The organism is Mycobacterium shunyiense, assembly GCF_058270035.1.
This window is the reverse complement of record NZ_JBZDPT010000045.1, coordinates 99,779-115,250: the sequence shown is the minus strand read 5'-3', so window position 1 is coordinate 115,250 and position 15,472 is coordinate 99,779. Positions and strand designations below refer to the sequence as shown.

The 15,472-nt window shown below is 64.6% G+C and carries 1 pseudogene; it reads left to right on the top strand.

Annotation, left to right across the window (positions count from 1 at the left end):
* Positions 1-15,433 (top strand): annotated as a pseudogene (locus tag AC4ELS_RS26615) (non-ribosomal peptide synthetase); the annotation flags it as partial.
* Between the last annotated feature and the right edge of the window lie 39 nt (positions 15,434-15,472).

Sequence of the window (15,472 nt, the reverse complement as noted above, 5' to 3'; positions counted from 1 at the left end):
GCTGGACCGAATCGGGCAGCCTGGAATACCTCGGACGCGCGGACGCGCAGGTCAAGCTGCGTGGCCAGCGCCTGGAACTGGGCGAGATCGAGAACACCCTATTGGCCTGCCCGCAAGTCAATCGGGCTGCCGCCGCGGTATTCCACACCGATGCGGCGGATCACCTGGTCGCGTATGTCGCATTGGAGCGGGCCAGCAACGCTGACCACGATGCGGAAGTCGTCGATCAGTGGCAACACGTCTACGACGAGCTCTACGACGCCGACCTCGACGTGGTTGAATTCGGAAGCGATTTCCGAGGCTGGAACAGCAGCTACACCGGCGACCCCATTCCGCTGGATCAGATGGAGGAGTGGCGCTCTGCGGCGGTGAACCGGATTCTGTCACTGCGGCCACAGCGGGTGCTGGAGCTCGGCGTCGGTTCGGGTCTCGTACTTTCACAGATCGCTCCCAAGTGCGGGGAGTACTGGGGCACAGACTTCTCCGCGCCGACCATACGGACGCTCGAATCGGCAGTGGCCGGACAACCGTGGGGAGACCGGGTCCGGTTGCGGGTGCAGGCCGCAGACGTGGTCGACGGGCTGCCTGCCGGGTACTTCGACACGATCATCATCAACTCGGTCATCCAGTACTTCCCGAATTCGGCGTACCTCACCGAGGTGATGGACAACGCCATGGGCCTGTTGGCCCCCGGCGGAACACTGTTTGTCGGTGACGTGCGAAATCACAGCCTGCAGGGCGCCTTCCAGACCGGTATCGCGTTGGCGCGCATCGGGTCCGATACCGACACCGACGATCTTCGTCAGCGAGTTCAACGCGCAGTCCTCGGTGAGCCGGAGTTGCTGCTGGCCCCCGAGTTCTTCACGATCTGGGCAGCTGAGAACCCCGCGGTGGGCGGGATAAGCGTCCAGGTCAAGCGCGGTGAAGCCGACAACGAGCTGACCCGTTACCGCTATGACGTCACCGTCCACAGGTCATCCGACGGAGTCCTTTCTCTCGAGGAGGTGCCCACCTGGGATTGGGCCGAGTGCGCGGGGCTGAGCGGATTGCACGCCGAGTTGACGGCCCAGCGGCCGGCAACCGTACGGGTCACCGCGATCCCGCGTGCGGGTGTGATGGCCGATGTGATCGTCGAACAAGCTCTTGCCGACGGACATTCGGTGACCGATGCGTTGGTAGAGGCGGAGATTGCGGCCAACCCCGCGAACGTCGTCACACCCGAGGTGCTGTACCGGCTCGGTGAGGACGCGGGGTACCGGGTGGCGGTCACCTGGGGGCCCGACCCCGGCACTGTGGACGCAGTGTTCGTTGCCGGCACTGAGGACGGGGAGATTCCGGTACTGACCGATCTGTATCTGCCCCCGGCCGGTTCACACAAGCGCAGCGCTTACGCCAATGATCCCGATACCAACAGCAAGGTGAGCGAGGTGCGCCAATGGTTGGCCGCGCGTTTGCCCGAATACATGGTGCCGAGCCAGATCGTGGTGCTCGACGAGTTCCCGCTGACTTCCTCTGGCAAGACCGACCGCAAGGCCCTTCCAGAGCCGGTGTTCACGGCGACCACGTTCCGGTCACCTCAGACGCCGACGGAGAAGACGGTCGCCGAGGTCTTCGCCGAGGTTCTGGGTCTCGATCAGGTCGGGCTCGACGACGATTTCTTTGCCCTCGGCGGCGACTCGCTCATCGCGATCCGCGTCAGCGCACGCCTTCAGTCTGCGCTCGGCAAGGATGTCCCGGTCCGCTACCTGTTCGATGCGCCGACCGTAGGGCGGCTGGCTGTCTGCCTGGACCGGCAGCAGGGCGACGCAGCCCGCCCGCCTCTGCAGGTGATGCCACGTCCGCAGACCATCCCCCTGTCGTACGCCCAGCAGCGGCTGTGGTTCTTCGACCAATTGAACGGCCCTTCACCGGTTTACAACCTGGCCGTGGGATTGCGTCTGAGCGGAGATCTCGACACCGCTGCGCTCGGCCAGGCGTTGGTCGATGTGGTGGGTCGACACGAAAGCCTGCGCACACTGTTCACCCTCGCCGGTGAGGCACCCCAGCAGTTTGTGGTACCGGCTGAGGACGCCCGCATGTCCTGGGAGGTGGTGGATGCAGTTGGTTGGGCAGCCGACCGCCTGGCCGATGCAGCCGGCGCGGTAGCGCGTCATTCGTTCGATCTGTCGACGGAATTGCCTTTGAGGGCAAGCTTGTTCCGCGTTGCAGAGAACGAGCATGTGCTGGTGGCCGTGGTACACCACATCGCTGCCGATGGCTGGTCGGTGACCCCGCTCGTGGCCGACCTCGGCGCCGCCTACGCCAGGCGCAGCGAGGGCGAAGCACCTGATTGGTCACCTTTGCCCGTGCAGTACGCGGACTACACACTTTGGCAGCGTTCGTATCTGGGTGATCTCACAGACCGCGACAGCCGCATCTCCGGGCAACTGGCGTATTGGGAAGAGGCGTTGGCCGGACTGCCGGAGCGGTTGGAGTTGCCGACAGATCGGCCGTACCCGCCGGTCGCCGACTACCGGGGCGCGAGCCTGGTGGTGGATTGGCCGGCCGACCTGCAGCAGCGCATCGCCCGGCTGGCTCGGCTGCAGAACGCGACCAGTTTCATGGTGGTACAAGCCGGGTTGGCGCTGCTGCTGTCGAAGCTAGGCGCGACTTCGGATGTCGCGGTAGGTATTTCGATCGCCGGTCGCAATGACCCCGCGTTGGACGACCTGGTGGGATTCTTCGTCAACACCCTGGTGCTGCGGGTCGACTTCTCCGGAGATCCGACCATTGGTGAGCTGCTTGAGCAGGTAAGACAACGAGGTCTGGCAGCCTTCGAGCACCAGGATGTGCCGTTCGAGCTTGTGGTGGACCGGCTCAACCCGACTCGCAGCCTGACCCATCACCCGTTGGTGCAGATCATGTTGTCCTGGCAGAACCTGGCCTGGCAGCACAGCGCGGACACCGCAGGCGGTCTGACGCTGGGCGACGTCCGGGTGACACCGCTGCCCGCGCAGACCCACACCGCACGTACAGATCTGACCTTTGCGTTGGGAGAACGCTGGACTGAGACCGGCGAGCCGGCCGGGATTGGAGGGACTGTGGAATTTCGCACCGACGTTTATGACGAGGCCACCGTTGTGCGGTTGATCGATCGGTTGCGAAAAGTCTTGGTGGCGATGACGGCCGAGGTGGAGGCCTCATCGTGACTGCCGACCTGAGCCGGCGGTTGTCGTCGATGGATTTCCTCGATGAGGACGAGCACGTTCAGCTGTATGCATGGGGCAATCGCGCGGTACTGAACGAACCGGTGGCGGTGTCGGCGTCGATTCCTGGGTTGTTCGCGGTGCAGGTGGCCCGTGCACCGGAGGCGGTGGCGGTGGTCTTCAAAGGCCGATCGATGACCTATGCGGAACTTGACGAGGCATCGAACCGCCTGGCACAGAGGTTGGTCACTCTCGGGGTGGGCCCGGGTGAGCGGGTGGCGTTGTTGTTCCCTCGCTCCATCGAAGCGATCGTTTCCATTGTCGCGGTGTTGAAGTCGGGGGCTGCCTATCTGCCGATCGACCCGATGCATCCCGATGCGCGCATTCAGTTCATGCTCGCCGACGCCGAACCTGCCGTGGCGATCACGAACACGGGCTTGATGGACCGATTTGCAGAGTGCGATCTGGAGGTCCTTGATTTCGACGATGTACATCAGCACAACGGGGAGAGGCAGGAACTGCCCGCACCGACGGCTGACGGCGTCGCGTATTTGATCTACACGTCGGGGACGACGGGCCGCCCGAAGGGTGTGGCGATCACTCACTCCAATGTGGTGCGGTTGCTGGAGACGCTGGACGCGGAGGTCGGCCTGGCGGGTCAGGTGTGGACGCAGTGTCATTCGTTGGCTTTTGACTACTCGGTCTGGGAGATCTGGGGGGCGTTGCTGTATGGCGGCCGGTTGATCGTGGTGCCGGAGTCCGTGACGCAGGCACCAGAAGATCTATATGCGCTGCTGGTTGCCGAGCAGGTCACCATGTTCAGCCAGACGCCGTCGGCGTTCTACGCGTTGCAGGCTGCGGATGCGTTGCAACCGGAGCCGGGTGGTCAGTTGAAGCTGGAGACGGTGGTCTTCGGTGGGGAAGCTCTTGAGCCACAGCGGCTTCGGGGGTGGTTGGATCGTCATCCGAGTTCGCCGCGGTTGATCAACATGTATGGCATCACCGAGACGACGGTGCACGCGTCGTTCCGGGAGATCGTCTCCGGTGATGCTGAGGGCAGTGTCAGCCCGATCGGTGTGCCGTTGGCTCATCTAGGGTTCTTTGTGCTGGATTCGTCGCTGCAACCGGTGCCGGTGGGTGTGGTGGGTGAGTTGTATGTGGTCGGCGCGGGTTTGGGATGCGGTTATTGGCGCCGTGGTGGACTGAGTGCGACAAGGTTTGTGGCGTGCCCGTTTGGTGGGGCGGGTGCGCGGATGTATCGGACCGGCGATCTGGCGTCGTGGGGTCCCGATGGCCAGTTGCGGTATGGCGGGCGTGCTGATGAGCAGGTCAAGATTCGTGGCTATCGAATCGAGTTGGGGGAGATCCAAACCGCGTTGGCGGAGGTCGACGGGGTAGGCCAGGCGGCGGTGATCGCCCGGGAAGACCGCCCCGGCGATAAACGTCTGGTCGGCTACATCACCGGCAGCGCAGACCCGGTCGAGGTTCGTGCGGCCCTGTCGGAGCGGTTGCCCGGCTACATGGTGCCCACCGCGGTGGTGGTACTGGACACCTTGCCGCTGACGGTCAACGGCAAGCTCGACCGCCGCGCGCTACCGGCACCTGAGTACGTCGATGTCGATCGGTACCGGGCTCCGAGTACACCCACCGAGGAAATCCTGGTCGGGATCTACGCGCAGGTATTGGGTCTGGAGCAGGTCGGGGTTGATGACTCGTTTTTCGACCTGGGTGGGGATTCGCTGTCGGCGGCGCGGTTGATCAATGCCATCAACGCCAGTTTGGATGCTGAGCTGGCGGTGCGGGCGGTGTTCGAGACCCCGACCGTGGCCGGGCTTGCGGCGCGTGTAGGTGAGAGTTCGGGTGGGCGTGAACCGTTGGTGGCCCAGCTACGCCCCGCAGTCATTCCGCTGTCGTATGCCCAGCAGCGGCTGTGGTTCCTCGACCAACTAGAGGGTCCATCACCGATCTACAACATGGCGGTGGCACTACAGATCACCGGACAGCTGAACACTGACGCACTCGGTGCGGCGCTGGCCGATGTGGTGGAGCGCCACGAGTCTCTGCGCACGGTGTTCCGGTCGACCAAGGGCATCCCGGAGCAGGTGGTGATACCGGCAGAGGAAGCCGATTGCGGTTGGCGAGTGGTCGACGCCGGCGGGTGGTCGGTGACCGAATTGCGTGAAGCCATCGGCGAGATGGCAGGCCACGCCTTCGATCTGGGCAGCGAGGCACCTTTGCGGGCCGCGCTTCTAAGGGTGAACGAGGACGAGCACGTCCTGGTCGCCGTGGTGCACCACATCGCTGCCGACGGCTGGTCCGTGGCCCCGCTTATCGCCGACCTGCAAATGGCGTATGCCTGCCGGTCCGCGGGACAAGCGCCGGGCTGGACGCCGTTGCCGGTGCAATATGTCGACTACTCCCTATGGCAACGCGCGTATCTGGGCGACCTGAGCGACACCGACAGCCGCATCTCGGGGCAGGTGGCGTATTGGGAAAACGCGTTGGCCGGGCTTCCCGAACGCCTGGAACTTCCCACCGACCGCCCCTACCCGCCGGTGGCCGATCACCGCGGCGCCAGCATGCCGGTGTCATTGCCGGCTGAATTGCACAAGCGGATACGTCAAGTTGCGCGGGAACACAATGCCACGACGTACATGGTGGTCCAGGCCGCGCTGACGACGTTGTTGTCGAAGCTCAGTGCGACTTCTGATGTGGCCGTGGGAGTTCCGATCGCAGGTCGTGGCGATGCGGCGCTCGATCAGTTGGTGGGATTCTTCGTCAACACGCTGGTGCTGCGAGTGGACCTGTCCGATGACCCGACTGCTGCCGAGTTGCTGGCCCAGGTGCGCCAACGCAGCCTGGCCACGCTTGAGCATCAAGACGTGCCGTTCGAAGTACTCGTTGATCGGCTCAAGCCGACCCGGTCGCTGGCCCATCACCCGCTGGTCCAGGTGGCGCTGGCCTGGCAGAACTTCACCACCGACACCGCGACCGAAGCCACTCTGGGGGAGGCGCAGGTCAGTCCGCTGCCGGTGGACACCCACGTGGCCCGGATGGACCTCACGTTCTCCTTGGCTGAACGGTGGGACGACGCCGGCAACCCCGCAGGGATCGGCGGCACGGTGGAGTTCCGGACCGACGTGTTCGACGCGGCCGGTATCGAGACCATGATCGAGCGGCTGGCGCGCGTCGCAGAGGCGCTGATCGATGATCCGACGCGGCGGCTGTCGTCGGTCGATGTGCTGGATGTCGTCGAACATGCTCGCCTCGACGAGGTCGGTAACCGCGCCGTATTGGCCGAGTCCCCGGTCCCTGTGCTGTCGATTCCGGGGCTGTTCGCCGCTCAGGTCGCCCGCGCACCTGAGGCGGTGGCCGTGAGTTTCGATGGTCGTTCGATGACCTATCGCGAGCTCGACGAAGCGTCGAACCGGCTGGCGCACTGGCTGGTTGACTTTGGCGCCGGTCCGGGTGAATGTGTGGCGGTATTGGTGCCACGGTCGGTTGAGGCGATCGTCGCGATTCTGGGAGCGTTGAAGTCGGGGGCGGCATACGTGCCGGTCGATCCGATGCATCCCGATACGCGAATCCAGTTCATGCTTGGCGATGCGGCTCCGATTGTCGCGGTGACCACCGCCGGATTGCGGGCGCGGCTGGAAGGAATCGACCTGACCGTCGTAGACGTTGCCGACCCAGCGATCGATGCGCAATCCAGTACCGCACTGCGGGGACCGGTTTCAGATGATGTCGCGTATTTGATCTACACCTCGGGGACGACCGGTGTTCCCAAGGGCGTGGCGATCAGCCATCGGAATGTGGCTCGGTTGTTGGGGACCTTGGACGCCGAGTTGGGGCTGGCGGGTCAGGTATGGACGCAGTGCCATTCGTTGGCATTCGACTATTCGGTGTGGGAGATCTGGGGAGCGCTGCTGTTCGGCGGCCGGCTGGTCGTGGTGTCAGAGTCGGTGACACGATCTCCGGAGGACTTGCTCAGCTTGCTTGTTGCCGAACAGGTGACGGTATTGAGTCAGACACCGTCGGCGTTCTATGCCTTGCAGTCGGTAGACACGTTGCAGCCTGAACTGGGCCGTCAGTTGAAGTTGGAGACGGTGATCTTCGGTGGGGAAGCGCTTGAACCACAGCGCCTTCGACCGTGGTTCGAGGGACATTCAGGTTCCACTCGGCTGATCAACATGTATGGCATCACCGAGACGACCGTGCACGCCTCGTTCCGGGAGATCGTGGCCAGTGACGTCGAGGGCAGCGCGAGCCCGATCGGTGTGCCGTTGGACCACCTCGGGTTCTTCGTGCTGGATTCGTCGCTGCAACCGGTGCCGGTGGGTGTGGTGGGTGAGTTGTACGTCGTCGGCGCCGGGCTGGGATTCGGTTACTGGCGCCGCGGCGGACTGAGCGCGACGAGATTCATGGCGTGCCCGTTCGGCGGGACAGGAACCCGGATGTATCGGACCGGCGATCTCGCCTCGTGGGGCCCTGACGGCCAGTTGCGCTATCTGGGGCGTGCTGATGAGCAGGTCAAGATTCGCGGTTACCGCATCGAACTGGGCGAAATCCAATCTGCCCTGGAAGATCTGGACGGGGTGAGACAAGCCGAGGTCATAGCCCGAGAAGACCGCCCCGGCGACAAGCGCCTCGTCGGCTACATCACCGGGAGCGCGGACCCGGTCGCGGTTCGTGCGGCATTGTCGGAGCGGTTGCCCGGCTACATGGTGCCCGCGGCGGTGGTGGTACTCGAGGCGTTGCCCTTGACGGTAAACGGCAAACTCGACAAACGCGCTCTGCCGGCCCCCGACTACGCCAACGGTCAGGAGTACCGCGCTCCGGCAACTCCCGTCGAGGAACTGCTCGCCGGAATCTATGCGCAGGTGCTCGGTCTGGAACGGGTCGGGGCGGATGACTCCTTCTTCGACCTGGGCGGTGACTCGCTGTCGGCGATGCGGTTGATCAATGCGGTCAATGCCGGTCTGGAAACAGATCTCGCAGTTCGGGCAGTGTTCGAGGCGCCCACGGTGGCACAGCTTGCGTCGCGTGCAGGCCAAAGTTCGGGGCGGCGTGAACCGCTGGTGGCCCGACAACGCCCCGAAGCCCTCCCGCTGTCATTTGCCCAGCAGCGACTGTGGTTCCTCGACCAGCTCGAGGGACCGTCACCGATCTACAACATGCCGACCGCGTACCGGATCACCGGCGGACTCGACGTTGATGCGCTCGCTGCGGCACTGACCGATGTGGTCGAGCGCCACGAGGCTCTGCGCACGGTGTTCCCGGCGGTCGACGGTGTGCCTCGACAGGTCGTGGTGCCGGCGGGACAGGCCGATCCGGGATGGCAGTTCGTCGATGCGGAGGACTGGTCCGCGGATCAGCTCCACGACGCGATTCGTGCGACCGTCGGATACAACTTCGACCTGTCCGCTGAGATCCCGTTGAGAGCAACCCTTTTCCGCACGGGCGAGGGCGAACATGTGCTGGTTGCGGTGGTCCATCACATTGCCGGGGATGGCTGGTCGATCGGGCCGCTCGTGCGTGACATCGGGATGGCCTACGCGAGCCGGTGTGCGGGACTGGCTCCCGACTGGGCGCCGTTACCGGTGCAATATGCGGATTACACGCTGTGGCAGCGGTCGTATCTGGGTGATCTGACTGATCCGGACAGCCGGATTTCTGGTCAGTTGGCCTATTGGGAGCAGGCATTGGCCGGGCTGCCCGAGCGTCTGGAGCTGCCCACCGACCGGCCGTATCCGCCGGTGGCCAACTACCACGGGGCCAGTCTCGCGATGGAGTGGCCGGTCGAGTTACAGCAGCAGATAGCGCGGGTGGCGGCCGAGCACAATGCCACCAGCTTCATGGTGGTACAGGCTGCCCTGGCTGTGCTGTTGTCAACTCTCAGCGGGAATTCGGATGTTGCAGTGGGATTCCCCATTGCAGGGCGTACCGATCCAGCATTGGATGAGTTGGTCGGCGTCTTTGTCAACACACTGGTGTTACGTGTCGAACTCGACGGTGATCCGTCCGTCGGTGACTTGTTGGCCGAGGTACGGAAACGTAGCCTGGCTGCCTACGAGCACCAGGATGTGCCCTTCGAGATGGTTGTCGACCGGCTCAACCCGTCTCGCAGTTTGACCCACCACCCACTGGTCCAGGTGATGATGGCCTGGCAGAACCTGACCGAGCAGGACGGCGACCGCGCAGCGTCGACGAGCTTGGGCGGCATGCAGGCCACCCCGCTGGAAGCGGACACTCAGACGGCCCGCATGGATCTGATGATCTCGTTGGCAGAACGCTGGAGCGCCGGTGAGCCCGCCGGCATCACCGGGGCCGTGGAGTTCCGCACCGATGTGTTCGATACCGCCACCATTCAGCGCTTCGCCGAGCGACTGACCCGTGCGGTCCAAGCCCTGACGGCCGATCCATCAGCGACGTTGTCGTCAGTGAACTTGCTCGAGGCAGGTGACCACGCCCACCTCGACGAATGGGGCAACCGGGCGGTGCTGTCCGAGTCGGTGGTCGCCAGGTCGATTCCGGCAATGTTCGCCGAACAGGTGGCACGGGACCCCGCCGCAGTCGCGGTGGTGTGCGGCGAGAGTTCGTGGACGTATCGCGAGCTCGACCAGGCGTCGAATCGCCTGGCACACCTGCTTGTTGGCCATGGTGCCGGCTCGGGCGAATGTGTGGCGCTGCTGCTCAACCATTCGGCCGAGGCGATCGTCGCGATCCTGGCAGTGCTCAAGTCGGGGGCAGCGTACCTGCCCATCGACCCGATGGTGCCGGACGCGCGGGTCGAATTCATGCTGACCGACGCCGGCCCGGTCGCGGCGGTCACCACATCCGAGTTGCGGACACGGTTGGATGGGTGTGACCTGAGTGTCATCGACATCGCGGACGCGCGGATCGAGACGCAACCAGACACAGCGTTGCGAGGACCGAAGGCAGATGACCTCGCCTACCTGATCTATACCTCGGGAACCACCGGCGTTCCGAAGGGCGTGGCGATCACTCACCAGAATGTGACGCAGTTCCTCGGCGCCGTGGACCCGGCCCTGGTCGGTCCTGGAACCGTTTGGTCGCAATGGCATTCGCTGGTGTTCGACGTCTCCGTGTGGGACATCTTCTGCGCCCTGCTGCACGGCGGCCGGTTGGTGGTGGTGCCGGAGGAGGTGGCCCGTTCGCCGCAGGACTTGCACGACTTGTTGGTGAGCCAGAAGGTCAGCGTGTTGAGTCAGACACCGTCGGCGGCGGGGATGCTCTCACCGGACGGCTTGGAGGCCACCACGTTGGTGGTCGCCGGGGAAGCCTGCCCGACCGAGTTGGTGCAACGTTGGGCACCGGGACGGGTGCTGATCAACGCGTATGGGCCAACCGAGGCCACGGTGTACGCCGCGATCAGTGCGCCCTTGAAAGCCGAAGGGGCGGTGCCGAACATCGTTCCGATCGGTTCGCCGGCACCCGGCGCCGCGTTGTTCGTCCTTGATCGCTGGCTGCGGGAGGTGCCCCCAGGCGTTGTGGGGGAGTTGTATGTGGCCGGCCGTGGCGTCGGGGTGGGTTACGTCGGTCGGGCCGGGTTGACCGCATCGCGTTTCGTCGCTTGCCCGTTCGGCGGCGCGGGGACGCGGATGTACCGGACCGGCGATCTGGTGCGCTGGGGCAGTGACGGGCAGATGCAGTATCTCGGTCGCGCCGATGAGCAGGTAAAGATCCGCGGCTACCGGATCGAACTAGGCGAAATCCAGGTCGCACTGGCTGATCTGGTTGGCGTGGAACAGGCTGTCGTCGTCGCCCGCGAGGATCACCCCGGCGAGAAGCGACTCGTCGGCTACGTGACAGAGACGGCGCCGGGACTGGTCGACCCGGCTCAGGCCCGAGCCGAGCTGGCTGAGCACCTTCCGACTTACATGGTGCCTGCCGCCGTGGTGGTGGTCGACGCAATACCGTTGACCGTCAACGGCAAATTGGACAGGCGCGCGCTGCCGGCACCGGAATACATCGATGCCGACAGCTATCGTGCCCCGACCACCCCGGCCGAGGAGATCCTGGCCGGTATATTCGCTCAAGTATTGGGTTTGGATCGGGTCGGAGTCGACGACTCGTTCTTCGATCTCGGCGGTGACTCCTTGTCAGCCATCCGGCTGATCAATGCCGTCAACACCGCATTCGACACTGATCTGGCAGTCCGCGCGGTATTCGACGCGCCGGCCGTCGCGCAGCTCGAACCGCGAATCGCCATGGGTGTGGGAGGACGGACGCCGTTGGCCCCCGTGCCTCGGCCTGCTGTGGTGCCGTTGTCGTATGCCCAGCAGCGGTTGTGGTTCTTGGACCAATTGCACGGTCCTTCCCCGATTTACAACATGCCGATGATGTACCGGGTCACCGGATTGGACGTCGATGCGCTCCACCTTGCCCTGGCCGATGTGGCGGCCCGGCATGAGAGTCTGCGTACGGTCTTCCCCGAGGTCGACGGTGTCCCCCGGCAGGTGGTCATTCCAGCCGACCAGGCCGATTTCGGGTGGCAGGAGGTTGACGCCGCGGATTGGCCCGCGAAGGAGCTCGCAACCGCCATCGATGCGGCGATACGGCACCCCTTCGATCTGAACAACGAGATCCCGATCTGGGCAAGGCTTTTCCGCGTCTCTCACGATGAGCATGTGCTGGTTGCGGTGGTGCACCACATTGCCGGGGACGCTTGGTCGTTCGCACCGCTGGCCCGTGATGTCGCCGTCGCCTACGCCTCGCGCTGCAGCGGCCAGGCGCCGGAGTGGTCTCCTCTGCCGGTGCAGTACGTGGATTACACACTGTGGCAGCGGGAGCAGCTCGGTGACCTGTCCGACCCCGAGAGCCGCATCAGGGGGCAACTGGCCTACTGGCAGGACGCGCTGGCCGGCCTGCCTGACCGCCTCGAGTTGCCTACGGACCGCCCGTACCCGGCGGTCGCCGATCACAGCGGAGCTGTCGTCGAAGTGGAGTGGCCGGCGGAACTGCAGCAGCGGGTGGCTGCGGTTGCGAGGGAGCACAACGCGACCAGCTTCATGGTGGTGCAGGCTGCGTTGGCGGTGCTGTTGTCGAGTTTGAGTGCCAGTTCCGATGTGGCGGTCGGTTTCCCGATTGCGGGGCGTAATGATCCCGCCTTGAATGATCTGGTCGGGTTCTTCGTGAACACTTTGGTGCTGCGGGTCGACCTGGCCGACGACCCCACCGTAGGCGAACTGCTGGGGCAGGTACGTCAGCGCAGCCTGGCAGCGTATGAGCATCAGGACGTGCCGTTCGAGGTGTTGGTAGACCGGCTCAACCCGAGCCGCAGCCTGAGCCATCACCCACTGATCCAGGTGATGTTGGCCTGGCAGAACCCGGCGAATGCGTCCGGTTCCGAGCCGGCGGTGGGTGATGTGCAGGCTGCGGCACAGATGGCCGAAACCCATACCGCACGTATGGATCTGGTTTTTGCTCTCGGAGAAAGGTACGACGCGGAGGACGCCTGGGCCGGGATCGGTGGTTCGGTCGAGTTCCGCACTGATGTGTTCGACGCCGGCACGATCGAGGTGATCGTGGGGCGGTTGGAGCGGATTCTGGCGGCGATGACGGCCGATCCGGACCAGCGCTTGTCGTCCATCGATGTGTTGGACACCGACGAGCATGCCCGTCTCGATGAGCTCGGAAACCTGGCCGCGCTGACCGCACCGGCGAGGATCGCGGGCTCGATTCCGGAGGTGTTCGCCCATCAGGTGGCTCGGGTGCCGGATGCCGCAGCCGTCACCTTCGAGGGCAGGTCCATGTCGTATCGAGAACTCGACGAAGCCTCGAATCGGCTGGCGCACCTCCTTACCGGTCATGGTGCCGGCCCCGGTGAGTGTGTGGCGTTGGTGCTGAATCGTTCGGTTGACGCGATTGTGGCGATCTTGGCGGTGTTGAAGACAGGTGCGGCGTACTTGCCGTTGGATCCGGCGTACCCAGACGCACGGATCGCCGTGGTGGTCGGTGATGCCCGGCCGGTGGCCGCGGTCACTGCAGGTGCGTTGGCGGCGCGGCTGGACCAGCTGGGTGTGGCCGTTGTCGATGTGGCGGACCGGCGGATCGTCATGCAACCGAGCAGCGCGCTGTCAATGCCGGCTGCCGATGATGTGGCGTACGTGATCTACACGTCGGGCACGACGGGTGTGCCGAAGGGAGTGGCCGTCCCGCACAGCAACGTCACCGGGTTGCTGACGTCGTTGGATGTGGGGTTGCCGACCGCGGGGGTGTGGTCACAGTGGCACTCGTATGCCTTTGACGTGTCGGTGTGGGAGATCTTCGGTGCGCTGCTGAGCGGTGGCCGATTGGTGGTGGTGCCTGATGCGCTGGTGGGTTCACCGGATGAGTTGCACGACTTGCTGGTTGCAGAGCAAGTGACGGTGCTGAACCAGACGCCGTCGGCTGCCGCGGCGCTGTCGTCGGAGAGTTTGGAGTCTGCGGCGTTGGTGGTGGCCGGTGAGGCGTGCCCGGCCGAGTTGGTGGATCGGTGGGCACTGGGCCGGTTGATGATCAACGGTTACGGCCCGACGGAGACGTGGTACACGTCGTTCAGTGCCCCGTTGGCGGCAGGGTCGGGTGTGGTGCCGATCGGAAGGCCGGTGCCGGGTGCGGCGTTCTTCGTGTTGGACCGGTGGTTGCGTCCGGTGCCCGCCGGTGTCGTCGGGGAGTTGTATGTGGCCGGGTCCGGCCTGGCCGCCGGGTACCAGCGTCGGGGTGGGTTGACGGGGTCGCGATTCGTCGCGTGTCCGTTCGCCGCGGGGGAGCGGATGTATCGCACCGGAGATCTGGTGCGTTGGGGTGTCGACGGTCAGTTGCAGTATCTGGGCCGGGCTGATGAGCAGGTCAAGATTCGCGGGTATCGCATCGAGTTGGGTGACGTGCGCGCGGTGCTGGCCGGTCTGGAGGGGGTGGAGCAGGCGGCCGTCATCGCTCGAGAAGATCGCCCCGGCGACAAGCGGCTGTTCGGGTACATCACCGGTAAGGCAGACCCGGCCGAAATCCGGGCTGCCATGGCGACACGGTTACCGGCCTATATGGTGCCTGCGGCGGTAATGGCGGTCGACAGTTTGCCGTTGACGGTCAACGGGAAGTTGGATCGTCGCGCCCTCCCGGTGCCGGAGTATGTCGATGCTCGGCAGTACCGTGCCCCGGAAACGCTCACCGAGGAGATCCTGGCCGGCATCTACGCCGAAGTCCTGGGCCTGGAGCGAGTCGGGGTCGACGATTCGTTTTTCAACCTCGGAGGGGACTCGCTGTCGGCGATGCGGGTGATCGCGGCCGCCAACACCAGCCTCGACGCCGAGTTGGCGGTGCGGGTCATGTTCGATGCGCCGACGGTGCGTGGTTTGGCCCAGCAAGTGGGTCGCGCCGAGAGTTCGCGGGAAGTGGTCCCGGTCGAGGTGCTCAAGCCGGGCAATGGCGTGCCGTTGTGTTGCGTGCATGACGGATTCGGGTTGAGTTGGTCGTACCGGGCGTTGGGCCAGTACGTGGAGGGCCCGATCGTCGGAATCAACCGGGCGCCGGCCGATGGCGAATCCGAGGCACAGTCGATCCACGCCATGGCGGAGAGCTACGCCGATCGGCTTCAGAAGCTGTATCCGGTTGGGCCATACCGGATTCTGGGCTGGTCGTTTGGTGGAGTGGTGGCTCATGCGTTGGCCGTCGAGCTTCAGCGGCGGGGGTGTGAGGTTCAGCGTCTGGTGCTGCTCGATGGCTTGTTGAACCCGAACAGGTTCTGGAAACGCATCACCAGGAGGATCGCGAAGAATCAGGCAGTGGCTGAAGGATGGGTGCTGGATTACATCCTGCGGACCAACAAGGTCCGGGTGCCTGTGCATTTCGGGCTGCTGTCCTATTCGCGGGTGGCCGACATCATTGCCCGGCACGGGGCCAGTCCTCCGTCCCGGCAGTTGGTGAAGTTCATGGCCCGCAGCGTGAGTGCGGGGCAGTTGTTCCTTCTCGATCATCAGCCCGAACTTTTTGACGGTGACGTCGTGATGTTCTCGGCTGCCCGACCTCGATGCGAGGAGGCCGACGGGAACGGAATCATGCCGAGGTTGGCGCGTCTGCGTAACCGCAGGGCAGCCGGAGCGCTGCTGCACAGTTGGCGCCCTTATGTTTCCGGGAGGATCACGGTGCGACCGGTTGGCTGCACCCACTTCGAAATGTTCACCCCCGAAGCACTGGGTGAATATGTCGAACAGCTGAGGTCTGTCCTGGAAAGTGATTCGGACTAGATACGTGACGATGCTCTTGCGCACCAGCGTTGAGCGGCT